This is a genomic window from Amycolatopsis sp. AA4 (assembly GCF_002796545.1).
Lineage (GTDB): Bacteria > Actinomycetota > Actinomycetes > Mycobacteriales > Pseudonocardiaceae > Amycolatopsis.
The window spans coordinates 2843162-2867718 of the sequence record NZ_CP024894.1 but is presented as its reverse complement, the minus strand read 5'-3'; the positions used below and the strand labels follow the sequence as shown (position 1 = coordinate 2867718).

21 protein-coding genes are annotated in these 24557 nt (G+C 69.7%); 13 read left to right on the top strand and 8 right to left on the bottom strand.

Features of this window, described 5'->3' with window-relative positions; all coding sequences use genetic code 11:
- The first annotated feature begins 37 nt into the window (after positions 1-37).
- The 7 genes from CU254_RS13470 (at position 38) to CU254_RS13440 (ending at position 10359) form a co-directional block, all read left to right on the top strand.
- Complete coding sequence (locus tag CU254_RS13470) at positions 38-1645, top strand: ABC transporter substrate-binding protein (RefSeq protein ID WP_009076511.1); 1608 nt, start codon at positions 38-40, stop codon at positions 1643-1645.
- A gap of 14 nt (positions 1646-1659) precedes the next feature.
- Positions 1660-2619, top strand: coding sequence for an ABC transporter permease (locus CU254_RS13465; protein WP_037713542.1), 960 nt, complete (start codon positions 1660-1662; stop codon positions 2617-2619).
- Between the two features lie 67 nt (positions 2620-2686).
- Positions 2687-4648: a dipeptide/oligopeptide/nickel ABC transporter permease/ATP-binding protein gene (locus CU254_RS13460; RefSeq protein ID WP_009076506.1), complete on the top strand. Its 1962-nt coding sequence runs from the start codon at positions 2687-2689 to the stop codon at positions 4646-4648.
- Positions 4645-5604, top strand: a complete 960-nt coding sequence (locus CU254_RS13455; protein ID WP_009076503.1) for an ABC transporter ATP-binding protein — start codon at positions 4645-4647, stop codon at positions 5602-5604. The genes CU254_RS13460 and CU254_RS13455 overlap by 4 nt, the downstream gene beginning before the upstream one ends.
- Positions 5601-6530 carry a dihydrodipicolinate synthase family protein gene (locus CU254_RS13450; RefSeq protein WP_009076502.1) on the top strand — a complete coding sequence of 310 codons (930 nt, stop codon included), beginning with the start codon at positions 5601-5603 and terminating at the stop codon, positions 6528-6530. The genes CU254_RS13455 and CU254_RS13450 overlap by 4 nt, the downstream gene beginning before the upstream one ends.
- Complete coding sequence (locus CU254_RS13445; RefSeq protein ID WP_037713540.1) at positions 6530-8536, top strand: beta-galactosidase; 2007 nt, start codon at positions 6530-6532, stop codon at positions 8534-8536. The genes CU254_RS13450 and CU254_RS13445 overlap by 1 nt, the downstream gene beginning before the upstream one ends.
- Positions 8533-10359 carry a sialidase family protein gene (locus CU254_RS13440; protein ID WP_009076498.1) on the top strand — a complete coding sequence of 609 codons (1827 nt, stop codon included), beginning with the start codon at positions 8533-8535 and terminating at the stop codon, positions 10357-10359. The genes CU254_RS13445 and CU254_RS13440 overlap by 4 nt, the downstream gene beginning before the upstream one ends.
- Positions 10360-10394: 35 nt before the next feature.
- On the opposite strand, the gene CU254_RS13435 is transcribed toward CU254_RS13440, so the two are convergent.
- The 3 genes from CU254_RS13435 to CU254_RS13425 all read right to left on the bottom strand — a co-directional run bounded on the left by CU254_RS13435 (position 10395) and on the right by CU254_RS13425 (position 13347).
- Positions 10395-11129 (bottom strand): sulfite exporter TauE/SafE family protein, encoded by a 735-nt coding sequence (locus CU254_RS13435; RefSeq protein ID WP_009076496.1) that lies wholly within the window; start codon positions 11127-11129, stop codon positions 10395-10397.
- A gap of 449 nt (positions 11130-11578) precedes the next feature.
- The gene (locus tag CU254_RS13430; RefSeq protein WP_009076491.1) at positions 11579-12304 is read right to left on the bottom strand and encodes a GntR family transcriptional regulator; all 726 of its coding nucleotides are present in this window, start codon (positions 12302-12304) and stop codon (positions 11579-11581) included.
- A 278-nt stretch (positions 12305-12582) separates the two neighbouring features.
- Positions 12583-13347 carry an SGNH/GDSL hydrolase family protein gene (locus CU254_RS13425; RefSeq protein WP_009076489.1) on the bottom strand — a complete coding sequence of 255 codons (765 nt, stop codon included), beginning with the start codon at positions 13345-13347 and terminating at the stop codon, positions 12583-12585.
- A 126-nt stretch (positions 13348-13473) separates the two neighbouring features.
- On the opposite strand from CU254_RS13425, the gene CU254_RS13420 reads away from it, so the two are divergent.
- The gene (locus CU254_RS13420; protein WP_009076487.1) at positions 13474-14673 is read left to right on the top strand and encodes a nucleotide disphospho-sugar-binding domain-containing protein; all 1200 of its coding nucleotides are present in this window, start codon (positions 13474-13476) and stop codon (positions 14671-14673) included.
- Here CU254_RS13420 and glgC read toward each other — a convergent pair.
- The 4 genes from glgC to CU254_RS13400 all read right to left on the bottom strand — a co-directional run bounded on the left by glgC (position 14670) and on the right by CU254_RS13400 (position 18400).
- Positions 14670-15887: a glucose-1-phosphate adenylyltransferase gene (gene glgC, locus CU254_RS13415; RefSeq protein WP_009076484.1), complete on the bottom strand. Its 1218-nt coding sequence runs from the start codon at positions 15885-15887 to the stop codon at positions 14670-14672. The genes CU254_RS13420 and glgC overlap by 4 nt on opposite strands.
- On the bottom strand, positions 15884-17041 hold the full coding sequence (gene glgA, locus CU254_RS13410; RefSeq protein ID WP_009076481.1) for a glycogen synthase: 1158 nt from the start codon (positions 17039-17041) through the stop codon (positions 15884-15886). The genes glgC and glgA overlap by 4 nt, the downstream gene beginning before the upstream one ends.
- Positions 17042-17107: 66 nt before the next feature.
- Positions 17108-17899 (bottom strand): putative protein N(5)-glutamine methyltransferase, encoded by a 792-nt coding sequence (locus tag CU254_RS13405; RefSeq protein ID WP_009076479.1) that lies wholly within the window; start codon positions 17897-17899, stop codon positions 17108-17110.
- Between the two features lie 6 nt (positions 17900-17905).
- Positions 17906-18400, bottom strand: a complete 495-nt coding sequence (locus CU254_RS13400; RefSeq protein ID WP_037713536.1) for a universal stress protein — start codon at positions 18398-18400, stop codon at positions 17906-17908.
- Between the two features lie 198 nt (positions 18401-18598).
- Between CU254_RS13400 and CU254_RS13395 the strand changes: the two genes are divergently transcribed.
- A complete protein-coding gene (locus CU254_RS13395) occupies positions 18599-20671 on the top strand; it encodes an AMP-binding protein (RefSeq protein WP_009076475.1) in 2073 nt (690 codons plus the stop codon).
- A 4-nt stretch (positions 20672-20675) separates the two neighbouring features.
- On the opposite strand, the gene CU254_RS13390 is transcribed toward CU254_RS13395, so the two are convergent.
- Positions 20676-21560, bottom strand: coding sequence for a LysR family transcriptional regulator ArgP (locus tag CU254_RS13390; protein ID WP_199785896.1), 885 nt, complete (start codon positions 21558-21560; stop codon positions 20676-20678).
- A gap of 70 nt (positions 21561-21630) precedes the next feature.
- Between CU254_RS13390 and CU254_RS13385 the strand changes: the two genes are divergently transcribed.
- The 4 genes from CU254_RS13385 (at position 21631) to CU254_RS13370 (ending at position 24432) form a co-directional block, all read left to right on the top strand.
- Positions 21631-22236, top strand: a complete 606-nt coding sequence (locus CU254_RS13385; protein ID WP_037717083.1) for a LysE/ArgO family amino acid transporter — start codon at positions 21631-21633, stop codon at positions 22234-22236.
- A gap of 70 nt (positions 22237-22306) precedes the next feature.
- Positions 22307-22762: a MarR family winged helix-turn-helix transcriptional regulator gene (locus CU254_RS13380; protein ID WP_009076461.1), complete on the top strand. Its 456-nt coding sequence runs from the start codon at positions 22307-22309 to the stop codon at positions 22760-22762.
- Positions 22759-23556, top strand: a complete 798-nt coding sequence (locus tag CU254_RS13375) for an ABC transporter ATP-binding protein (protein ID WP_009076459.1) — start codon at positions 22759-22761, stop codon at positions 23554-23556. Before CU254_RS13380 ends, CU254_RS13375 begins: the two co-directional genes overlap by 4 nt.
- Positions 23557-23622: 66 nt before the next feature.
- Entirely contained in the window at positions 23623-24432 is an 810-nt protein-coding gene (locus CU254_RS13370) for an ABC transporter permease (RefSeq protein ID WP_009076457.1), read from the top strand.
- Positions 24433-24557 lie beyond the last annotated feature (125 nt).

Genomic DNA, 24557 nt, shown 5'->3' with positions numbered 1-24557 from the left:
TTTCTGGGTGGAACACCGCATCAAGTCAGGAGACGCCATGTCCCGAACCGCCATGGGGACTTCGTTCAACCGGCGCGCACTGCTGCGCTACGCCGGCCTCGCCGGGGCTGCCGCAGCGGTTTCGTCGACGCTCGCCGCGTGCGGGGGTCCCGCGTCCACCAACAAGACCGGCGCCTCGTCCGGTTCCGTCACCGCGGTGATCGGGTACGGCAACAACCAGACCTGGGACCCGCTGCAGACCGCGTCGGCGTTCGCGATGGCGGCCATCCTGCACAGCTACGAATCGCTCGTCGAGGGCGATCCGGTCACCCGGGAACCGTTCCCCGGCCTGGCCAAGGCACTGCCGGCAGACCTCAAGAGCACCACGATGCGCTTCGAGCTGCGCGACGGCGCGAAGTGGCACGACGGACAGCCGGTGACCGCCGACGACGTCGTGTTCACCTACGCCCGGGTGCTCGATCCGAAGGAAAACGTCCTCATCCACAGCTTCTTCTCGCAGTGGCTGGAGTCCGTGACCAAGGTCGACGCGAAGACGGTGGAGTTCAAGCTGAAGTTCGCGTTCCCGTACGCGCTGCAGCGGATCCAGATCTGCAAGATCGTGCCCAAGCACGTGTTCGAGAACAACTGGAAGGCCGCCGCGGCGGGCAAGGTCGTCGGTTCCGGGCCGTACAAGATCACCGAACAGGCCCCGCTCTCGCACACGTCGTTCGAGAAGTTCGCCGACTACAACGGCCCGCGCCCGGCCGCGTACGACAAGATGCTCTGGAAGTCCATTGTGGACTCCGCACCGCGGGTCGCGGCGATCTCCGGGGCCAAGCCGGACGCGCAGATCGCGGAGAACATCCCGCCCGCCAACGCCGAACAGCTGCGCAAGGCGGGCCGTACGGTCGAATTCGCCGACGGCGGCAACAACCTGTTCCTCCTCTTCAACACCAAGCACTCCCCGTTCGCCGACAAACGGGTCCGCCAGGCGCTGCATTACGCGATCGACAAGAAGAAGATGATCGAGATCGGCTTGCGCGGCACCGGAACCGCGGGCACGTCGTTCATCAACCCGAAGCTTCCCGGTTCACAGCCCGCGGCGCAGGACTTCACCTACAACCCGGAAAAGGCGAAGCAGCTGCTCGCCGAAGCGGGCGTCAGCGGTTTGAAGATCTCCCTGTCCACGACGAACACCTCACTGGTCCTCGACTGCGTCAAGGTGATCAAGGAGGGCTGGGACGCGATCGGCGTGCAGACCACTTTGGACTCGCAGGACACCAAGGCGCTGTTCTCCAAACTGGACAACGGCGACGACTTCCAGGTCGTGGCCACCACCAACAACCCGTTGCAGTTCGGCAACGACCCCGATCTGCTCATCCGCTATTACTACGACGCGAAATCGGTGCTCATGACGCGGTACGCGCGCTGGAGCGGCTCCGACACCGACGCGTTGCTGGCGTTGCAGGACAAGGCCGCCGCGGAGACCGACGAGACCAAGCGCGGCGGGCTGTACAAGCAATTGCTCGACCAGATTTCCGAGCAAGCGGTGATCTACCCGATCGTCTTCACGCAGATGGGCACCGCCTGGGACCCGAAGGCGATCAGCGGAGTGCGTGCCCAAGGCTACCCGGGCATCTACCTCAACCAGGCCAAACCGGTCTGACGGGAGGCCCGGAAGTGACAGTCGTCGTGCGGATGCTGGCCGGCCGCATCCTCGCCCTGATCCCGCTGCTGCTCGGCGTGATCCTGTTCGTGTTCATCGTGATGCGGTTCTCGCCGGTCGACCCGGCGATGGCCGCGTTCAACGGCGCCAACGCCACCGCCGACCAGCTCCAGCAGTTCCGGGAGCAGAACGGCCTGCTCGACCCGTTGCCGCTGCAGTACGTGCACTTCGTGTGGCATCTGCTGCAGGGCGACTTCGGCACGAGCGTGATCACCAAGGAGCCGGTGGGCCAGACCATCGCCACCGCGCTCCCGCTCACCGTGCAGCTGACCCTGCTCGGCCTGGCGCTCGCGCTCGTCGTCTCGGTCGTGCTCGGCGTGACCTCGGCGCTGTTCCGCGGCCGCTGGCCCGACCACCTGATCCGGTTCGTGACGCTCGCCGGCGTCGCCGCGCCGGCGTTCTGGATCGCGCTGCTGCTGGTCCAGTGGCTGGCGGTCGGCAAGGGCCTGTTCCCCACCAGCGGCTACGTCAGCCCGGCGGACTCGTTCTCCGGCTGGCTCAACTCGCTGACGCTGCCCGCGATCGCGCTGGCCGCGCCGGTCGCCGCGCAGCTGACACGGGTGATCCGGACGTCGATGGTCGAGGAACTCGACAAGGACTACGTGCGGACCGCGCGCGGCGGCGGGCTGCCGCCGGTCGTGGTGGTCGGCCGGAACGTGCTGCGCAACGCCCTGGTCAACCCGCTGACCGTGCTCGGCCTGCGGGTCGGCTACCTGCTCGGCGGCGCGGTGGTGATCGAGACGATGTTCGCGCTGCCCGGCATGGGCCAGAACATGATCCAGGCCGTGCAGGACGGCGACACCGCCAAAGTGCAGGGCTTCGTGATCACCATCGCGGCCGGATTCGTGCTCGTGAACCTGATCGTCGACGTGCTCTACCTCGTCGCCAACCCCCGTCTGCGGAGCCGCTCGTGACGCGCCCGAACCTTCTCGCCGACGTGCTCTTCTCCGTCGCCGACCCCCGACAGCGGAGGCGCTCGTGATGCGCCCGGTCCTCCGCCCGAACCTGACCGCCCGGCTCTCGCGGCCCGGCGTCCGGTTCCGGCGGCTTCCCCTGTCCTCGTGGATCGCGCTGGCCGTGCTGATCGTGCTCGGGCTCGTCGCGATCCTCGGCACCGTCGTCGCCACGCACAATCCGGACCTGCTCAGCACCGACACCGGCGGGCCCAGCGCGGTGCACTGGTTCGGCACCGACCAGTCCGGCCGCGACATCTTCTCCCGGCTCGTCGCGGGCACGCGCTGGTCGCTCGCGATCGGCCTCGGCGCGACGCTGCTCGCGCTGGTCGCCGGAGTCGTCGTCGGAGCCTTCGCGGCGACGTCCGGCCGCCGGGTCGACGGACTGGTCATGCGGGTCCTCGACGTCCTGATGGCCTTCCCCGGCATCGCGCTGGCCGCGGTGCTGGTGGCGGTGTTCGGCCGCGGCATCCTCGTGCTGATCCTCGCCATCGGCTTCCTCAACATGGCTCCGGTGGCGCGGGTGGTGCGGGCGAACGTGCTCGCGCAGTACGGCGAGGACTACGTCGCGGCCGAACGCGTGATCGGCGCGAAACGGCTGTTCATCCTCGCCCGGCACGTCGCGGTCAACTGCGCCGCGCCGATCCTCGTGTACTGCACGGTGACCGTGGCGGACGCGATCGTGTTCGAGGCGTCGCTGTCGTTCATCGGCGCGGGGATCCAGCCGCCCGATCCGTCCTGGGGATCAGTACTCGCGGACGGCAAGGACCTCGTGCTGACCGGCGGCTGGTGGGCGACGCTGTTCCCCGGTCTGCTGATCCTGCTCACCGTGCTGGCGTTGAACATCCTCTCCGAGGGCATCTCCGACGCCTGGGCCGCGCCGTCGGCCCGCACCGCGAAGGCGGCCGAAGCGGCACAGCAGATCGAGTTGGCTCCGGAGGCCACTGCTCCGGTGCTGCCGCTGCGCGGTCTGCGCGAAGCCGGACAGCGGCTGGCGGCGAAGGCGCGGGATCTCTCCGGCCGGGAAACCGTGCTGGGGGTGGAGAATCTCGCGATCTCGTTCCCGGATCGGCACAACGGCGTGCCCGTGGTGGACGGAGTGTCCTTTTCGGTCCGTTCCGGCGAGGTGCTGGGGTTGATCGGCGAATCGGGCTGCGGGAAATCGCTGACCGCGCTGTCGATCATGGGACTGCAGCCGGACGCCGCGCGGCTCAGCGGCGAGATCCGGTTCGCGGGCGAGGACCTGCTCACCATGAAGCCGGGCGTCCGCCGCCGGCATCTCGGGCACGACCTGGCGATGATCTACCAGGACGCGCTCAGCTCGCTGAACCCGGCGATGACGATCCGCGCGCAGCTCAAGCAGTTCACCCGGCGCGGCGGCACCCGCACGCCGGAAGAGCTGCTGGAACTGGTCAACCTCGATCCGGGCCGGACGCTGCGGGCGTATCCGCACGAACTGTCCGGCGGGCAACGGCAGCGCGTGCTGATCGCGATGGCGCTGTCCCGCAGCCCGAAGCTGATCGTGGCCGACGAGCCGACGACGGCGCTCGACGTGACCGTGCAAGCGCAGATCATGGCGCTTTTGCTGCGGCTGCAGGAGGAGCTGGGGTTCGCGCTGGTGCTGGTATCTCACGACCTCGCGCTGGTATCCGACCTCGCCGACCGGGTGGTCGTGATGTACGGCGGCCAGGTCGCCGAGACTGGCGCGACCGCTGCGGTCGTCGGTGCGCCGCGGCACCACTACACCCGTGGTCTGCTCAGCGCGGTGCTGTCGCTGGAGGAGAACGAAGCGACGCTCACCCAGATCAAGGGCGTCGTACCCGCACCGGCGGACTTCCCTCCCGGCTGCCGGTTCGCGAGCCGGTGCCCCGCCGCGCGCGGGCACTGCTTCGAGGTCGCGCCTGAACCCTCAGGTGAAGGACATCTCGTGGCTTGCCACTACCCCGCCGAGAGCCCGGTCGCGGTGATGGTGGAAGGAGCACAGGCATGAGCCTCGTCGAAGTCGACGGCGTGCACGTGGTGCACAAGATCCGCGGCTCGAGTCTTTTCGGACACGACAAGGTGTACGCGCTCACCGACGCCACCCTGGCGATCGCGAAGGGCGAAACCGTCGGCGTGGTCGGAGAATCCGGCTGTGGGAAGTCCACTTTGGCCAAAGTGCTGGTGGGGCTGCAGAAGCCCACCTCCGGCACGGTGCGCTACGCGGGTCAGCCCCTCTCCGCGTTGCGTCCGGCCGAACTGGGCCGCACGGTCGGCATGATCTTCCAGGACCCGTCGACCGCGCTGAACCGGCGGCTGCCCGTTTCGAAGATCCTGCGCGACCCGCTCGACGTGCACCAGATCGGCGCCGCGGCCGAGCGGGCCGAACGGGTCCGGGAGCTGATGCACCTCGTCGGGCTGCCCACCAGCGTGGCCGACGCGCTGCCGTCCCAGCTGTCCGGCGGACAGCGGCAGCGCGTGGCGATCGCCCGGGCGCTCGCCCTGCGGCCGGCCCTGCTGGTGGCCGACGAGCCGACGTCCGCTTTGGACGTTTCGGTGCGCGCGCAGATCCTGAACCTGTTGCTGGAACTGCGGGAACAGCTCGAACTGGCGATGGTGTTCGTGTCGCACGACATCCAGACCGTGCGCCGGATGAGCGACCGCATCGTGACGATGTACCTCGGCCGGATCGTCGAACAAGCCCCGGCGAGCGAACTGCCGCACCACGCGCACCATCCGTACACGCGCGCGCTGTTCTCGGCGACGCCGAGCCTTCTGCACCCGGTGGAACCGATTGTCCTCAGCGGACCCGTCCCGTCGGCGACCGCGCCGCCGCCCGGCTGCCCGTTCCACACCCGCTGCCCGAAAGCCACCGACGAATGCTCCCTGGCCTTGCCGCCGCAGTCCGGGCCGGACGAGCACACCTACCGCTGCATCCACCCAGAAATCGGAGTGACTGCCTCATGACTGCGCCCACGTTCGCCGGCATCATCCCGCCGCTGTGCACGCCGTTCCACGACGACTTCACCGTCGACACCGCGTCGCTGCGGCGGCACATCGACTTCCAGCTCGACGCCGGCGTGCACGGGATTTTCGTGCTCGGCTCGTCCAGCGAGGTCGCCTTCCTGCCCGACGACCAGCGCCGGATCACCGTCGAAACCGCGGTCGACCAGGTCGCCGGCCGAGTCCCGGTGCTCGCCGGCTGTATCGACATGACGACCCTGCGCGTCGCGGAGCACGTGAAGACTGCCGAAGCGGCCGGCGCGGACGCCATCGTGGTGACCGCGCCGTACTACACGCGCACGCACGTCGCGGAGATCGACCGGCATTTCCGGTTGCTGCACGAGCGGACGTCGCTGCCGATTTTCGCCTACGACATCCCGATCGCCGTGCACACGAAGCTCGACCGCGACATGGTGCTGAACCTGGCCGCGGACGGGGTTCTGGCCGGGCTCAAGGATTCCAGCGGCGACGAAGCCGGGTTCCGGATGGTGCTGCAGCAGCGGCGCGAACGCGGGCTGGAGCGATTCGCCGTGTTCACCGGGTCCGAACTGCTGGTGGACGCCGCACTCGCGCAGGGCGCGGACGGCGCGGTGCCGGGGCTCGGAAACGTCGACCCGGTCGGCTATGTGCTGATCTACGACCACTTCCGCGGCGGCAATCCGCAGGCCGCGCGACGCGAACAGGAACGGCTGCTGACGTTGTTCAGCATCACCGACGTGGCGCCGCCGAACCGGATGGGCCGCGGGTCGGCCGCGCTCGGCGCGTTCAAGGCGTCGATGAAGATGCGCGGATTCATCGACAACGCGGTGATGGCGCCGCCGCAGCTTCCTCTCAACGACGACGAACTGCTGCAGATCAAGGGAAAGCTGGCGGAAGCGGGTCTCCTCTGATGGATCGGCTGTACTACGGCGGGGACTACAACCCCGAGCATTGGTCGCCCGACGTGTGGGCGGAAGACCTGAAACTGATGGCCGAGGCTTCGGTCTCGATGGTGACTGTCGGGATTTTCTCCTGGGCGCAGGTCGAACCACGTCCCGGGGAATTCGATTTCGGCTGGTTCGACACGGTAATGGACAACCTCGCTTCCGGCGGCATCCGGGCCTGTCTCGGCACCATGACGGCCTCGCCGCCGCCGTGGCTTTCCCACCGATATCCGGAAATCCTGCCCGTGCGCGCGGACGGCACCCGGCTGTCCGCCGGTGCGCGGCAGCAGTTCTGCCCGTCCAGCCCGGTGTTCCGCGAGCACGCCGCTCGGCTGGTGGAACAGGTCGCGACTCGGTACGCCGAGCACCCGGCACTGGAAATGTGGCATATCGGCAATGAATTCGGCTGCCACATCCGCGCCTGTTACTGCGACGAGTCCGCAGTGGACTTCCGGCGCTGGCTCGCCGAACGCTACGGCACCATCGAGGCGTTGAACGAAGCCTGGAGCACGACCTTCTGGTCGCAGCGGTACTCCGAGTTCGCCGAGATCCAGCCGCCGCGCGTCGCGCCGACCTTCCCGAACCCGGCACACCAGCTCGACTACCACCGGTTCTCGTCCGACGCTTCGCTGGGCTGCTACCTCACCGAGCGCGAGGTGCTGGCCCGGATCACGCCGGACATCCCGGTGACCACGAACTTCGTCGGCCTGGTGCAGAAGTCGCTGGACTGGAACAAATGGGTGCCGCACGAGGACATCGTGAGCCTCGATTCCTATCCCGACCCGTACGATCCGCGCGGGCACCTGGAAGCGGCCTTCGCCTACGACCTCGTCCGGTCCCTTAAGGACGGTCAGCCCTGGCTGCTGCTGGAACAGGCGCCGAGCGCGGTCAACTGGCGCACCCGCAACAGCCCGAAGCCGCCGGGGACGATGCGGCTGGGCAGCTGGCAGGCCGTCGCGCGAGGCGCGGACGCGGTGCTGTTCTTCCAGTGGCGGCAAACGCCGGGCGGGGCCGAGAAATTCCACTCCGCGATGGTGCCGCACGGCGGTCCGGACACCCGGATCTTCCGCGAGGTGCGCGACCTGGGGCAGGAACTGGCGTCGCTGCCGCAACTGGCGGACAGCCGGGTGAAGGCCGACGTCGCGCTCCTGCACGACTGGAACAGCTGGTGGGCGCTGGAGCTGAACTCGCATCCGTCGGACGACCTCAGCCAGCTCGACGCGCACCTCGCGCACTACGCGCCGCTGTTCGACGCGAACGTCACGTGCGACGTCGTGCACCCGTCGCGCGAGCTGTCCGGATATCGGCTCGTCGTGGTGCCCAATCTGTACTTGATGGACAGTGCGGTCGCGGCCAATCTAAGGTCCTATGTGGAGGGTGGCGGGCACCTGGTGGTGTCGTTCTTCTCCGGTATCGCCGACGAGAACGACCGGGTGTACCCCGGCGGCTATCCCGCTCCCCTGCGCGACCTTCTCGGCCTGCGCGTCGACGAGTTCTGGCCACTGCCCGAGAGCGGTGCCACGACGCTCGACCTCGACGGCGCCACCGTGGGTGCGAAGATCTGGTCCGAATGGATCGAAGCCGAGGGCGCGGACGTCGTCGCCACCTTCGCCGAAGGCCCGCTGGCCGGGCGGCCCGCCATCACGCGGCACGAGCTCGGCTCAGGCGTCGCGTGGTACCTCGGCACGCGGCCGGACGCGGACGTCATGCGCACGCTGTTCGACCGGATCACCGCCGACGCCGGAGTTTCGCCGGTGCTGCCCGGCTTGCCGGACGGCGTCCAGGCAATCGTGCGGCATGGTTCCGAAGACTATCTGTTCCTGCTCAACCACAACGCTGAAGCCGTCACTGTTTCCTTGCCTTCGCCCGGTACAGATTTGCTCACCGATCCCGCTCAGCCATCGTCCGAAGTGGAATTGGCGGCACACGGCGTGGCCGTCCTCTCCGGACAGTTCGGAACGGAGACCAGATGAGAACCGCCCTTCGCGTGGTGCTGGCGTTCGTGCTGCTGGCTTTCCTCGCGCCCGTTTCAGCGCAGGCCGCGCCGCAATTCGATCAGCAAGCGCTTTTCAACCCCCACCAGGAAACCGGCTACGCGTGTTTCCGCATCCCGGCGATCGTCCGCAGCACGCAGGGCACGCTGCTGGCCTTCGCCGAGGGCCGCAAGAACAACTGCGGCGACACCGGTGATATCGACCTGGTGCTGAAGCGGTCGACCGACGGTGGCACCACCTGGTCGCCGCTGCAGGTGGTCAACCGCGGCGGCGGGGACACCCACGGCAACCCCGTGCCCATTGTGGACACTAAGACCGGCCGGATTGTCCTCATCACCACGTACAACAAGGGCCGCACCGACGACAAGGGCTGTGACGTGCCGTGCCCGCGCACGCCGCACTCGCAGTACAGCACTGACGACGGCCGCACCTGGTCCACGCCGGTCGACATCAGCGCACAGGCGAAGCTTCCGGAGTGGGACTCCTGGTACGCCTCGGGCCCGGTGCACGGCATCCAGTTGCAGCACGGCCGGCACGCGGGTCGGCTCGTCTTCGGCGTGAACGCGGAACGCAGCGACGGCACCCATTCCGTCGAGAACTACGCCGGTCTGATCTACAGCGACGACGGCGGTTCCTCGTGGCACGTCGGCGCGGTCGACCACTATCTGCACCCGGTGGGCGGCACCTTCACGCAAAAACCGTCCGAAGTCAGCGTCGTGGAACTGCCGGACGGCACGATCTACGCCGGAGGCCGCGAACAAAGCGGCACCGACATCGGCAACCGCGACTACGCGTTGAGCCGGGACGGCGGCGAGACTTTCTCCCAGCGTTTCACCACGATTCCCGACCTCGTGACGCCGATGGTGCAGGGTTCCCTGCTGCGCCTGGACCGTCCGGGCGGCAAGCGGATCCTGTTCGCCTCCCCCGCGGACACCGACCGGCGGCGCTGGATGACCATCCGTTCGTCCTATGACGACGGTCGCACGTGGGAAAACGCCGACCAGGGCACGCGGATCACCACGGACTGGTCGGGCTACTCCGATCTGGTGCAGCTGAGCGGTCCGCAAGACAAGAACGCGAAGATCGGCCTGATGTACGAGGGCGGTGCGGTGGACGCGCGCGACGAAATCCGCTTCGCCCGCTTCGACGAGAACTACCTCGGTTGGAAACGCTCGCCGGGAGTGTCCACTCCGGATGTCGCAAGCAGACAACCTGCCCGCATCCTCGGCGACGCCAGTTTGGTTCCCGGCAAGTTCGGCAAGGCCGTGCAACTGAACAACAGCTTCGTACGCGTTCCGTACTCGCCGACGCAACTGGTGGGCGCAGGCGACTTCACCTTCACCACCTGGGTCAACTACGGCGCGTCCAAAGACCCGCAGGCTCTCCTGTGGCTGGGCGGCATGGGCTCCACCGCGCCGCAGCTGTGGCTCCGCGCCGAACCCGCGTCGCATCGTCTGATCGCGATGATGACCACCGCGGCCGGAAGCAAGTCGGTCACCACGCAGTCGGCGTACGACGATCAGCAATGGCACCACGTGACGCTTCAGCGTTCGGGTGGCCAGCTCCGCATCCTGGTCGACGGCGCGTTGGCCGCATCCGGTCCGGATTCCCCCGGCTCGGTCACCCAGACCGTCTCGTTCCAGCTGTGGCTGGGCGAACGCCTGGACGGCGCCCAGCACCTGTCCGGTTCCCTGGACGACGCACGCCTCTATCGCCGTGCACTGTCCACTGTAGAACTGGACAGCCTTCGCGCCGGAAAGCCGGTCTCCGGAGCGGTCATGCAGCTGCCCTTCGACCGGTAATGCACTGGCTGAAGCCGGGTGCCCGCCACCCGGCTTCAGCCGTGCAACGCGAGATACGGCGCGATCCCGACCAGCACCGCGACGAGCGCGGCTTTCAGCGTCTTGGTCGGCAATGCGTGCGCGATCCGCCAGCCGATCAGCACGCCCGCCAGCTCCGGAATCCCGACGATCGCCGCCAGCCGCCAGTCGACTGCTCCGTGCAGGACATACCCCAGCGTGCCGACGCTGGCGATCACGACCGACTGCACCTGCGCCGCCGCGAGCGCGCCGAGCACCGGCATCCCGGCGACCACCAGCAACGGCACCGCCAGCATCGGCCCGCCGACGCCGACCAGCCCGGCCACCACCGCGACCCCGGCCCCGATCGCCCCCGCGACCGGCAGCCCGACCGCCCGCTCCCGCCCCTTCAGCCCGACGAACACCGCCACGACGAGCGCGAACCCGCCGAGCACGATCCCGAACGCCTTAGCGGACACCCAGGAGTTCAGCAGCACTCCGAGCGGCGTCCCGACTGTCGCCGCGGCGGCGAGAACTCCCGCTGTCCGCCGGGTTTCCGGTTCCCGCAACTGTCCGGAATGGACGAACGCGGCACTGCCGAGGATCCCGGTGGCCACGTGCGTGACGATCGCCGTCCCGGCCACCTGCGCCGGGGTGAGGGAGGTGAAGACGAACAGCCCGACGGTCGCGAGCACTCCGCCGGGCCCGACGGCGGTGATGCCGATCCCGGCGAGCAATCCGGTGACGATGAGCGCGAGGATCACGTCAGACACCGCCGGAAGCCGGTTGCTCGCGCGTGCTCCGCTGCGGGATTGCCCGCACGACGAACTCGCCTGCGCACGGTCCACCTACCGAAACCAGTCCCTCGTCGACGCCTCACCGCGCGACCGCCGGAAAGACCAACCGCCCCACGCACAACCCGGTGCCCGAAACCAGTCCCTCGTCCGCGCCCCACTGCCCGACCACCCGCACGACGAACCGGCTCGCGCGCAATCCGCCGCCCGAAACAGGCCTCTCCTCCGCACCCCACGGCGCCATCACCCGCACAACCAACCGGCCCGCGCACAATCGACCGCCGGAAACCGCGGTCTGCCAATCGAATCACTCCTCACCTCGGTGTGCCCGGCCCGGACTTAGCCACGAACCGCGATCTCCGCCCAGCCACCCTCAAGCCGACCTCGGTGCCCGCCCCACGGCCACGGCGGCAAGATCTCTGCGGACGTCACCCCGCCCCGCGATGCAAAGTCGCGCGCAGTGTCAGCCGGTCCGCGCGGATGTGCAGCCATTCCGCGTCCACCGGACGGCCGTCCGGCAGGCGGGTCAACCGGTCCAGCGCGAAAACCGCCGTTCCCGGCGCGATGCCCAGCAGCGCAGCCGTGTCCGGCCCGGCGGACACCGCGTGCACCTCGACCTCCGCCCGCCCCAGCCGGATGCCGTTCGTCTCCTCCAGCAGCGCGAACAGGTCCCGGTGCGCCAAATCCTTCCCCAGCAACGGAATCCCCAGGTCCGCCACCAGATAGGTCGAGTCGAGCGACAACGGCGCCCCGCCGAGCCGCCGGACCCGCTCCAGGTGCACGACCTCTTCCCCCGCCGCCAGCCCGAGGCGTTCGGCCACCGACGGCGGCGCGGCGACCGTCTCGGCGGTGCGCACCTCGTTGACGACCTCGCCGTGTCCTTCGAGCGCCTCCGCCAGCCCGGACAGCCGGTCGAGCCCGTGCCCGTATTTCGGGCGCACGACCAGCGTCCCGACCCCCTGCCGGCGTTCGACGAGCCCCTCGTCCCGCAGCAAGCCGAGCGCTTCCCGCACGACGTTCCGCGACGCGCCGAACCACTCGCCCAGCGCCCGCTCGCCCGGCAGCAGCTCGCCGACCTCGCCCGCGACGATCCGCTGCCGCAGTCCGTCGGCCACCTGCCGGGCCCGTTCCGCCCTCCGCTGTGCAGTCACCACGTCGGCGACGCTACCGGGATTGTGATTACGCCGAGGTTACGCCACCCACATTGACCTGCGGAACCGCCGTGATCAGCGGCGATGGGCGACCCCGGTGCCCGTTCCGCCACCGCGAACCGGCACGGGGATGCCCCGGGCAGCGGGAGACACCCGGCATCAGCCGCGCTCGACGACCGCGCAGCTCCCGCCGCAGCGGCACCGACCATAAGCACAGCGGCCGGGCTGAACCGCTCCTCGCGGGTCAGCCCGGCCGCCTCAGCCAACGGAACGTGCTCAGCTCAGCAAATGCTCCCCAGGCTCGACGTCCAGCCCCACCACATCCCGTACTCGGCGAGGTTCCCCGCGTCGTTCAGGTGCACGTTGTCCGCCAGCCACGGGCTCGGGTTCGGCAGATTGGCCGAGCCCGCGGGCGGGATGTACTGCCGCAGATCGACGAGCGCCGTCCCCTTGGCGACCGCCGTCTCGTAGATCGCCGAGCCGTACTGCGACCAGAAGTACTTCTGCGTCTGCCCGCCCCACGGGTTGGGCGTCCACTTCAGCTCGGCGTAGATCGACAGCAGGATGTCCACCCCGGGCCGCGCGGCGCGGATGTTGTCGATGACCTTGCCGAGGTTCGCCTTGAACACCGCCGGGTCGGTCTGCGAGATCAGCTCGTTGCCGCCGAGGTCGACGAGGACCAGGTCGGGCTGGCGCTGCGTGATGTCGGCGAGCGCGCCGGTCGTGTCGGGCCAGCGGCCGCCGGGAAGGTAGTCGGTGGCCATCGCGCCGTTGTGCGCGTAGTTCTTCGTGGTGGTGTTCCACTGGGCGTGGAGGTCGTTGGCGATTTTCGTGGTCCAGCCGTAGGTGGTCGGCGCGTAGGTGTCCGTGGCGGACTGGTAGCCCGTGGTGCCGTAACCGGTGTCGGCCGACGTGCCGAGGATCGCGACCTGCTCCTTCTTGGTGCACCAGGTGCTGGTCTGACCAGCGTCGGCGGCGACGGCGGGGGACATCGCGATGCCGAAGCCGACCAGGGTCAGCAGTGCCGCGATACGGGCTCTTCGCATGGGGACCGGGCCTTTCCGGGAGAGATGATCTGCGGATGTGTCGCCGCGACGGGCCCGCGCGTTACCGCTGTGCGGAAAGAGAAACCAGGATGCGGGGAGCGTCACGGTTCTGGCAGGCTCGAAAGCGTGAAGATCCTGTTCGCGTCCGCGCCCGGGTACGGGCTCACCCTTCCGCTGATCCCGGTCGTCTGGGCTGCCCGCGCTGCCGGGCACGACGTGCTGCTGGCCACCACCGCCGAGGTCGCCGAGGTGTCCGCGCGCGCCGGGCTGCCGGTCGCCGACGTCTTCCCCGGCCGCGACATCTGGACCGACCTGCTGGCCACCGTCAAGGGCGACGCCGCCCCGGACCCGGACGAACCCGAGGAGTACCGCATCGCGCGCCGGCACCAGGGCCCGTTCGGGCTTTTCACCGCCGCGATGACCGAGGGCACCATCGAGGCGGGCCGGGCGTTCGGCGCGGACCTCGTCGTCTACCCGTCCGACCACGGGACCGGCGCGCTCGCCGCCGTCGCGCTCGGCGTGCCCGCGCTCGAGGTCGGCAACCGGATCTCCTGGTCGGCCCGGGACCTCTCGTGGCGCACCGAGCACGCCGACTTCCTCGACGGCGAACTCGTCGCGTTGATGCGCACGAAGCTCGGCCTCGGCGACGAGCCGCCGAATGTCATCGCCCGGATCGACCCCCGGGCGCCGAGCATGGGCGGGCTGCGCGCGGAAGAGGAGCACGTGGACGAACGCGACGGCGCGCCGTGGTGGCCGATGCGGTTCGTGCCCTACAACGGCGGGGCGGTACTGCCGGAGTGGGTGCTGCGGAAGCCGGAACGGCCCCGGGTGGCGGTCACGCTCGGCACTGTGGTCCCGGCGATGAGCGGGGTCAGCAGCCTGAAGGTCGTGCTGGACGCGCTCGGCGGAATGGACGTCGAGGTCATTCTCGCGGCGGGCACCGCTGATCTGAGCGAACTGGGCGAGCTTCCCGGGAACGTGCGGTCAGTGGGGTATTTGCCGTTGTCGGTGTTCTTGCCGGGGTGCGCCGCGATCGTGCATCACGGCGGGTCCGGAACTACTGCCGCGCCGTTGTATTACGGGGTGCCGCAATTGGTTCTGCCCAGTTTCGCGGACAATCCGATGTCGGCCGAGCGGGTGGTCGACCGGGGCGTCGGGCTGAGCCACGATCCGGCCACTGTGGACGTTCCCACGGTCCGGAAGCTGGTCTCGCAGTTGCTGGAGGACGAGGCGTACCGGCGGGCGGCCGCGGAGGTCCGGGCGGAGATGAGCGAGCAGCCCACCCCGGCCGACATCCTCGCACGTGCGGTCGCGGCCGTCCGCTAGATCGCCGTTTCTCCCTTGCCCAGCACGACGATCCCGAAGTCGCTGACGTGGTAGTGGCCGCGATCCCGGGCCAGGTCCACCCCGATGTGCGCTCCTGGCGGAACGACGACGTTCTTGTCCAGGATCGCGCGCCGCACCACCGCGCCGCGGCCGACCCGGGCGCCGTCCAGCAGCACTGAACCCTGCACGACCGCGCCGTTCTCGATGAAAACGTCCGGCGACAGCACCGAATCCACCACCTGCGCGCCGGAGATGATGCAGCCGTTGCTGACGATCGACTGGGTCGCCGTGCCGCCTTCCACGAACTTCGCCGCCGCGCGCTGGCCGGGGTGGGCCAGAATGGGCCATTTCCGGTTGTACAGGTTGAAAATCGGCTGCGTAGAAATCAAATCCGTGTGCGCGTCGTAATAGCTGTCGATCGTTCCGACGTCGCGCCAGTAGCCGTGGTCCCGGTCAGTTTCCCCGGGTACCACGTTGCCGTTGAAGTCGTAGACCGCCGCCTCGGATTTCTCCACCAGCGCCGGGATGATGTCGCGGCCCATGTCGTGTTTGGACGCCGGGTTCTTCGCGTCCGCGTGCAGCGCGTCGAGCATCACCTGCGTCGTGAAGACGTAGTTGCCCATCGACACGTACGATTCGTCGGGCGAATCCGGCAGGCCCGGCGGATCCTCGGGTTTCTCCAGGAACGCGTCGATCTTCGTGCCGTCCTCGGTGCTGATCACGCCGAACGAACGGGCCTCCGCGCGCGGCACCCGGATCCCGGCGACCGTCACGCCCGCGCCGGACGCGATGTGCGCGTCGATCATCTGGCGCGGGTCCATCCGGTAGATGTTGTCCGCGCCGAACACCGCGATGTACGCGGGAGATTCGTCGTGCACGAGGTTCAGGCTCTGGTGGATCGCGTCCGCGCTGCCCTGGAACCAGCGCGGGCCCAGCCGCTGCTGCGCGGGCACCGGCGTGACGTACTCGCCGGTCAGCGACGACAGCCGCCACGTCGTCGAGATGTGCCGGTCCAGCGAATGCGATTTGTACTGCGTCAGCACGCAAATCCGCCGGATCCCGCCGTGCACCAGGTTGGAGAGCACGAAGTCGATCAGCCGGTGCACGCCGCCGAACGGGACCGCGGGTTTCGCCCGGTCGGTGGTCAGCGGCATCAGCCGTTTGCCCTCGCCGCCGGCGAGAACGATTCCCAGCACATCGGATCCGTCGATCACGAAACCCTCCCGCACGCCTCGTAAACCCCGACCGTCGCGGCGGCGATCGCTGCCCAGCCGAACTCTCCCACCGCGCGGTCCCGTCCGGCCAGGCCCAGCCGGGTGGCCCGGTCCCGGTCGGCGGCCAGGCCGTTGATCCCGCGCGCGAGCCCGGCCTCGAAAGCGCCGGGCTCGTTCTCGTCGTAGTGCACCAGCACGCCGGTCTCGCCGTCCGCGACCACCTCCGGGATGCCGCCGACGTCGCTGGCCACGACCGCGGTGCCGCAGGCCATCGCCTCCAGGTTCACGATGCCGAGCGGCTCGTACACCGACGGGCAGACGAACACCAGCGCGTGGGTCAGCAACTGGACGACTTCGCGGCGCGGCAGCATTTCCGGGATCCAGTGCACGCCGGACCGGTTTTCCTGCAATTCCGCGACCAGCCCGCGGAACTCCGCGTCCAGTTCCGGCGTGTCCGCGCCGCCCGCGCACAGGATGAGCTGCACGTCTTCGTCCAGCTGAGCCCCGGCGCGCACGAGATGCGGCACGCCTTTCTGCCGCGTGATCCGTCCGACGAACAACGCGTACGGCCGGTTCGGATCGATGCCGTGCTTCTCCAGGACATCGGTGCCCGGATCGGGTTGGTACAGCTCGGTGTCGATGCCGTTGCGCACCACGTGCACCCGCGCCGGGTCGACGTTCGGGTACGCGGCGAGCACGTCGCGCCGCATGCCGGAGCTGACCGCGATGATCGCGTCCGCCGCCTCGTACGCGTCGCGCTCGATCCACGACGACACGCGGTAGCCGCCGCCGAGCTGCTCGGCCTTCCACGGCCGCAGCGGTTCGAGCGAATGCGCGGTGATGACGTGCGGGATGCCGTGCGCGAGCTTCGCGAGATGGCCGCCGAGGTTCGCGTACCAGGTATGACTGTGCGCGAGATCGTGGCCGGCGAGCGCGTCCGCCATCGAAACCGCGATGTCCATCGTGGCGAACGCGGGCTGGGCGTACCCGTGCGCGTCGCGGTGCCCGTGCGCGCCGTCCGGGCGGTCGGGGCCCCAGCAGTGCACGTCCAGGTCGACCAGCGACCGCAGTTCCCGCGCGAGGAACTCGACGTGCACCCCCGCTCCCCCGTACACGTCCGGCGGATACTCCCGGGTGAGCAGGCCGACCTTCATGCGTCGACCCTAGACGTCCCCACCGGACGCACGCAGTACGGAATGCGGGCGAATCCGGTTCGCCGCTCAGTGTTCGCGCCGTCCTACCACGACTGTCGCGCCGAGTTCGTCATCTTCTTCCACCGACGCGGCCAGTCCGGCGCGGCGCAGTTCGGCCGTCGCGGCAGCGGCTTGCCGTTCGCTGGCCTCGAAAAGCACGTGTCCGCCAGGCGCGAGCCACGCCGGTGCCTCAGCGACCACGCGACGGAGCACGTCGAGACCGTCTGCTCCGCCGTCGAGCGCGACGCGGGGTTCGTGGTCGCGTGCCTCGGGCGGCATGAGCGCGACGTCGTCGGTCGGGACGTACGGGACGTTCGCGATCAGCACATCCACCCGGCCGCGCAACCGCGGCGGAAGAGGTGCGTAGAGATCTCCTTGGTAGACCTCACCAGGCACGTTCTGCCGCGCGCACTCGACCGCGGCGGGCTCGACGTCCGCCGCGTGCAGCTCGATTCCCGGCGCCTCGGCCGCGACCGTTGCGCCCAGTGCACCGGAACCGCAACACAGATCGAGCACCACGGACTGGTCATGCGCGAACCCGACGGCCAGCCGGACAAGCAATTCGGTGCGGTGCCGGGGCACGAAAACGCCCGGCGCGACGACGAACCGGCGGCCCGCGAACTCCGCCCAGCCGAGGATGTGCTCCAGCGGTTCCCCGGCGACCCGGCGCTCGACCATCCCGGCCAAGTCGCCCGGCTGGCCCAGCAGAAGCCGGGCCTCGTCCTCGGCGAACACGCAGCCGGCGGCGCGCAGCCGAGCGACGACGTCCTCGAACCCTCGTGCGTGTTTATGCCGGTTAGAACCGGCGTTGCCGCTCACGAGGCCCTACGGCACCACGACGACCGGCCAGGTCGCGGCGCGCACCAGGCGGTTGCCGACCGAGCCGACGAGCCGGTGCCCGCCCTGCTCGGACGCGCCGACCACGACCATGTCCGCGTTCACCTCCTGCGCGGCCTGGCGCAGCTCCGGGAACGTCTCGCCGCGGCGGACCACGAACGTGACCGGCACCTGCAGGTCGGCCGCCCGGTCGCGCAGTTCCGCGCGCAGCTGCTCGATCTCTTCCTCGAACGTCTGCTGCTGCACGTCGACGACCGCGGCCGCGGCGAGGCCGGTCCACACCGTCGGCGCGGCCACGTACACCACGACCAGCCGCGCGCGCTGCCGCCGGGCGAGACCGCCGCCGTAGGCCGTCGCCCGCAGACCGGTCGGCGAGGTGTCCGCGCCGACCAGGATCACGCGCGGCCCGTCGGTGCCCCGTTCGTACGGGCCCGGGTCCCAGCTGGGTCCGTATTCCTCGACCAGTTGCTCCACGCGGCCCATTATGTCCGGAGCGCCGGGACCCGCCGGGGAGCGCCCGCGGTCGGCGAGGAAACCTCGCAAGAAAATTCCCATCTGGTTGGATTTCCCGTCGTTCGGAGTACCCCAGACCTCTCGTGCCTGGTAGCGTCCCCGCAACCTGAACACGCGTCCGGGAAGGACCGGGGAGCCCACACGCGTGCGGCGGCGAGGCGGATCGCGATGCGAGACGATGTAGTCGAGGCGAGTGCGGTGGTCGGGCACTCGCCCGAACAGGTGTGGCAGATCGTCGGCAGTCCCGAGCTGTACCCGAGGTTCGTCCCGGCCATCAGCTGGTGCGAGGTCACCGTGCCCGCCGAGCGCGGCCGCGGCCCGCACTGCCTCATCCGGCTGGCCCCGGACCGGCACACTGTCGCCGAGGGCACCATTCACGCGGCGGTGTACCGGCCGGGCGAGCACGTCGTCTGGTGCGGGCTGCCGGACGAACGGACCTGGGTGTCGGTCGAACTGCGGCCGGTCCCGCGCGGCGGCACCGAGATCGTGCTGCGGATGATGCTCCCGTCCCTGCCGCCGGAACACTCCGACCTGCTCGCCCGCGGCACGGTGAAAGGCCTGCTCAAACAGCTGGCGAAGCGGATCGGGCAGCAGTTGTCCGGGCTGCCGGGCGACCCGCCGGAGCAGGAACCCGCCACGGCCCTGCGCACGGCGAACACGCTGGTCCGCGCGGGAGTGCTGGCCGCCGGACGGCCGGACAAGGTGGTGAAGCAGCTCAGTTCGCTCGCCCGCTGGGGCGCGACGCTGGCCGGCGGATACCTCGCCGCGACCGCCCGCGGGGCCGACGACGTCGCGGTGCACGACGAACGCCACACCCGCACGTTCGGCGAGATCGACGAACGCAGCAACCAGCTGGCCAACGCACTGGCCGCGCTCGACGTCGAGGCCGGTTCGCGGGTCGCGCTGATGTGCCGCAACCACGCGGCGATGGTCGAGGCGTTCGTCGGCTGCAGCAAGCTCGGCGCCGACGTCGTCCTGCTCAACACCGGCCTCTCCCCCGCCGCGGTCGAGGAAGTCCTCACCCAGCACCCGCCCGCCGCGGTCCTCGCCGACGACGAGTTCGCGCCGATCATCGCGTCGGTGCCCGGCGAATTCCCGCGCGTGAGCACGTGGGACGACGCCGACCAGGGCTACCGCACGCTGGACGAACTGCTCCAGGACGCGCCGACGACCCGGCCGAAGCCGAGCGAACGCGAGGGCCGGATCGTCGTGCTGACCTCGGGCACCACCGGAGCTCCGAAGGGCGCGCGCCGTCCGACGCCGAAGGGCGTGAGCACGTCGGCGACCGTTTTGTCGCGAATCCCGTTGCGGGCCAGGGACAAGATCGCCGTGGCCGCCCCGCTGTTCCACAGCTGGGGCCTGGCCGCGATGCAGCTCGGCATGGCGCTGCGGGCGGAGCTGTCGCTGATCCGGAAATTCGACGCGGAGCACACGCTGCGCACGATCGCCGAGCACCGCTGCGACGCGCTGTTCGCGGTGCCGATCATGCTGCAGCGGATCCTCGACCTGCCCGAACGCGTGCGCAGCCGGTACGACCTGTCGTCGCTGCGGATCGTGGCGAGCAGCGGATCGGCGATGCCGGGCGCGTTCGTGACGTCGTTCATGGACACCTTCGGCGACATTCTCTACAACTTCTACGGCTCCACCGAGGTGTCCTGGGCGAGCATCGCCGACCCGGCGGACCTGCGCGCCGCGCCGACGTCCGCCGGCCGCTGCCCGCCGGGCACCCGGGTCGCGATCCTGGACGAGGACCGCCGCCCGGTCCCTCCCGGCGACGAGGGCCAGATCTTCGTCGGCAACGACATGCTGTTCGACGGCTACACCAACGGCTCCAGCGTCCCGCGCGCCCACGACCTGATGGCGACCGGCGACGTCGGCTACCAGGACGCGTCGGGACGGCTGTTCGTCACCGGCCGCGCCGACGAGATGATCGTGTCCGGCGGCGAGAACGTGTTCCCGCGTCCGGTAGAGGAAGCCTTGGCCGCGCTGCCGGGCGTTTCGGACGCGGCGGTGGTCGGGGTCCCGGACGACGAGTTCGGCCAGCGCCTCGCCGCGTATGTCGTGCTCCGCCGCGGCGCGCGCATGCACGCGGAGGACGTCCGGCACTACATCCACCAGAGACTCGCGCGATTCGCGGTGCCGCGCGATGTCTACTTCGTACCGGAGCTCCCGAGGAACGCCACGGGGAAGATCGTGAAGCGGCTCCTGAACGACGATCTTTGGCCGATCACGCAAGGCTGATCTGTTACGGCCCGAGTGCGCGCCTCGCCGCCCGCCCCACCGCCTCCGCCACCGCGGCCAGCGAAGGCGAGTCGAGCTTCCACTGCTGCCAGTACAACTCCACGTCCACCGCCCGGTCCGGGGCCAGCTCGACCAGTTCCCGCCCGGACAGCTGCAGCTCCGGCACCATCCCCCAGCCCAGCCCGGCGGCCACCGCGTCCACAAAGGACACCGAGGCCGGGATGTAGTGCCGGACCCGGCTCGGCAGCTTGCGCCGGGTCAACCGGCGCAGGAACCGGTCCTGCAGGTCGTCTTTCCGGTCGAACAGCACCGCGGGCGCGGCGGGCAGCCGCTCCGCCAGCGAGCCGCCGTCCAGCCAGCGCCGTGCGAACGCCGCCGACGCCACCGCGCGGTAGCGCATCGTGCCGAGGCGGCTGACCGTGCAGCCCTGCACCGGCTGCGGGGTCGCCGTGATCGCCGCCATCACCAAACCCTCGCGGAGCAGGGCGGCCGTGTGGTCCTGGTCGTCGCTGCGCAGGTCGAACGAGACCGGTGGCTCGGCCGGGACCTCTTCGAGCGCGGACAGGAACCACGTGGCCAGCGAGTCCGCGTTGACCGCGATCGGCAGCGTCGTCGGCAGGCCCGGACCGCCGAGCCCCAGCTCCGCGCGCGTGTCCTCCTCGAGCCGGGTCAGCTGCCGGGCGAACCGCACCAGCACCTCGCCGGATTCGGTGAGCCGCACGGGTTTCGAGCGCAGCACGAGCACCCGGCCGATCCGCTGCTCCAGCGCCTTCACCCGCTGGCTCACCGCGGGCGGCGTCACGTGCAGCACGGCCGCCGCGCGATCGAACGACTGCTCGTCCACCACCGCGAGCAAGGTGCGGACCTGGTCAAGCGGAAGATCGGACATCACGATCGCTTATCTTAGTTCAGAATCTTTACCTGGCTTAATGCCCGCGCCCGCTTCTACCGTCGGCAGCGTGATCGCTGCGCTCAGCGCCGGATTCGGCACCGGCATGTCCCTCATCGTCGCCATCGGCGCCCAGAACGCTTTCGTGCTCCGCCAAGGATTGCGCGGCGGCCTGGTCGTCCCGGTGATCCTCGTCTGCACCCTGTCCGACGCGGTGCTCATCGCCGCCGGAGTGAGCGGGATCGGGGCGGTGCTGCAGCGGTGGCCGTCGGCGATCAAGGCGATCGCGATCGTCGGCGGGCTCTTCCTTGTCGGGTACGGGCTCCTCGCCGCGCGCCGCGCGTTCCGCCCAGGGACGCTGTCCGTCTCCCCCGCTGACGTCTCCTCGCCGAAGCGCACCCTTCTCACGTGCCTCGCGCTCACCTGGCTCAACCCGCACGTCTACCTCGACACCGTTCTCCTCGTCGGTTCCGTCGCGGCCGGACACGGCGACAGCCGCTGGCTTTTCGGCATCGGCGCGGTGGTCGCGAGCGCGGTCTGGTTCAGCGCGCTCGGGCTCGGCGCGCGAAGGCTGTCCGATGTGTTCGCGCGTCCCGCGGCCTGGCGGATCCTGGACGGCGTGATCGCGGCGACCATGCTCGTGCTCGGCGTCGCGCTCCTGCTCCACCGGGGATGAATCGCCAGGCTTCCGGCGAACAGGACATTTAGCGTTGCTAATGACTCTGAGTCAGAGCTAACTTGGCGGCATGCCCGCACCCCGGATCGACCTGGCCGAACGCGTTCTCACCGCGGTGCTGGGCGTACGCCGCGTTGTGCGCCGCCGCGTCCGCGCCGAATTGCCGGGGCCGCATCTGCCCGGCTCGCAGGTGGAACTGCTGCGCGTGGTGCACCGGAACCCCGGCATCGGCGTCGCGGCGGCGGCCCGGGAGCTGAGCCTGGCCGGGAATTCGGTGAGCACGCTCGTGAACGTGCTGACCGAGGCCGGCCTGCTGCGCCGCGAAGTGGATGCGGCCGACCGCCGGGCCGCGCGGCTGCAGCTCACCGACGCCGCCCGGGACCGGATGGCGACCTGGCGGCGCGCCCGCATCGGTCTCGTCTCGGTTGCGCTCGCCCGGCTGTCCGAAGAGGACACCGCAGCGATCGTCGCCGCGCTGCCCGCCCTCGAACGGCTCACCGAAGCACTCAAGGAGGACCTGGCATGAGCGAACCGGCAGTCCGCTGCACCGGCTTGCGGCACTCCTTCGGCGCCACCGTCGCGGTCGACGGCGTGGATCTCGCCATCGAACCCGGCGAGGTCTTCGGCCTCCTCGGCCCGAACGGAGCCGGGAAAACCACCACGATCCGGATGATCACGACGCTGCTGCCCGTGCCGGCGGACCACATCACCGTCTTCGGGCTCGACGTCGCCCGCCGCCGGATGGCCGTCCGGCGGCTGATCGGCTATGTCCCGCAACAGCTTTCCGCCGACGGCGCGCTGACCGGCCGCGATAACGTGTCGCTGTTCGCCCGGCTCTTCGACGTGCCGCGAGCGCAACGGGCCGCGCAGGTGCGCGAGGCGCTGGAACTGGTCGGCCTGGAGAACGACGCGGACCGCCCCGCCGGTCGGTACTCCGGCGGCATGATCCGCCGGCTGGAACTGGCGCAGGCGCTGGTCAGCTCGCCCCGGCTGCTGATCCTCGACGAACCGACCATCGGCCTCGACCCGGTGGCGCGCTCGGCAGTGTGGGAGCGGATCTCCGAGATCCGCGCCAAAACCGGGATGACCGTGCTGGTCACGACCCATTACATGGACGAGGCCGAGCAGTACTGCGACCGCGTCGCGCTCATGCACACCGGCAAGATCCGCGCGCTCGGCACGCCGGCCGACCTCGAAGCCGGACTCGGCCCGGAGTCCACTTTGGACGACGTGTTCCGGACCGTCACCGGGAACGCGCTCGACGCGGGAGGGATCCGCGATGTCCGCGCCGCCCGCCGCACCGCCCGCCGCCTCGGCTGACCAGCCTGCCTTCGCCGCGTTCCCGATCGCCCCCGGAAACGCGCCCTATCCAGAAAGGGAACCGCGATGTCCGCGCCACTCGCCGTATCCGCTGACCCCAGCCCGCTGGGACAACTGCGCGTCCTGTTCTCCCGGATCGGCGCGATGTGCCTGGTGGAACTGCAAAAGCTCCGCCGCGACCAAACCGAACTGCTCACCCGGGCCATCCAACCCGCCCTGTGGCTGCTCATCTTCGGCGAGACCTTCACCCGCCTGCGCGCGATCCCGACCGGTTCCGTGCCGTATCTCGACTATCTCGCGCCCGGGATCCTCGCCCAGTCCGCGCTGTTCATCTCCATCTTCTACGGCATCCAGATCATCTGGGAACGCGACGCGGGCGTCCTCGCGAAGCTGCTCGTCACGCCCACTCCGCGCGCGGCATTGGTGGCGGGCAAAGCTTTCGCCGCCGGGGTGCGCGCTCTCGTGCAGGCGTTCATCGTCGTGCTCCTCGCCGCGTTGCTCGGCGTCGGGCTGACCGCGAACCCGTTGCGGCTGCTGGGCGCCGCGGCGGCCGTGGTGCTCGGTTCGGCCTTTTTCTGCTGTCTTTCCATCGTTATCGCCGGTTTGGTGCTTTCGCGCGAACGGCTGATGGGCATCGGCCAGGCGATCACGATGCCGCTGTTTTTCGGGTCCAACGCGCTCTATCCGGTGAACCTGATGCCGTCCTGGCTCAAGGTGCTGAGCCACGTGAACCCGCTCAGTTACCAAGTCGATGCCTTGCGGGGACTCTTGATCGGCACCCCGGAGAACCTTGGGGCCGACTTCGGCGTCTTAGTGGGTGCGACCGCGCTGGCGATCGCGGTCGCTTCGGCTCTGCTGGGAAGGCTGGCTCGATGAAACACCCTGAAGTGCACACCGTTTTCTCACTCGGACAGGCATAACGTGGGAACCGTGTCTCGTCGCAGGGGGATAGCCCCGTTCCTCGGATTGTGCGTACTGGCCGGGATTCTCGTCGCGGGCAC